The organism is Nocardioides sp. CPCC 206348, from assembly GCF_048654705.1.
GTDB lineage: Bacteria > Actinomycetota > Actinomycetes > Propionibacteriales > Nocardioidaceae > Nocardioides.
The window spans coordinates 1-549 of record NZ_JBMCZA010000137.1 but is presented as its reverse complement, the minus strand read 5'-3'; the positions used below and the strand labels follow the sequence as shown (position 1 = coordinate 549).

The 549-nt window shown below is 70.5% G+C and carries 1 protein-coding gene; it reads left to right on the top strand.

Annotated elements, in window-relative coordinates; genetic code table 11:
• The coding region (locus ACOADB_RS08815; protein ID WP_378597586.1) for a hypothetical protein at nucleotides 1-549 on the top strand (549 nt) is incomplete at its 5' end.

Below are 549 nucleotides of genomic sequence, written 5' to 3'. Positions count from 1 at the left end.
GAATCGCTGATCCCTGCGCTCGAACGGTTGTCGGTCGCCGCTCGTGCCTGCGACCACACGCAAGTCCGGTCCCTCCTGGGCATCGCCGTACGTCGACTCCGGTCTGCGGGCGTGATGCTGAGCGACCGACGTGTCGTCCGGGCGCAGCGACTCGTCGCGGCCGCGGCGATCCTGGATGGACGTTCCTTCGCGACCGCTGATGACCTGTGGGTCCTCCCCCTGGTGGCACCGACGGCCGACACCCAGGTGCTCGCCCGCGAGACGCTGGTCGACCTGCTCGCGACCTCGAAGAACGCGACCCTGCTGCATGCTGCCGAGGAGTTCTCGCGCGGCCCGGCCGCCCGTGCCGAACGCCTCGCCGAAGCCGGCCGGCTGCTCCTTGAGGGGCTGGAGGAGTCCCCGGATCCTGACGCGCTCTTGCGGATCGAAGCCACCCTCCGTGAGGTCGACGCAGCCTTCACCGCGGAGGACCTGCCGTCCGGCCTGACGGAAGTGCGCAGCCAGCTGGTCACGGCAAGCCAGGCCCACGCCGCCCCAGCTGACTCATGA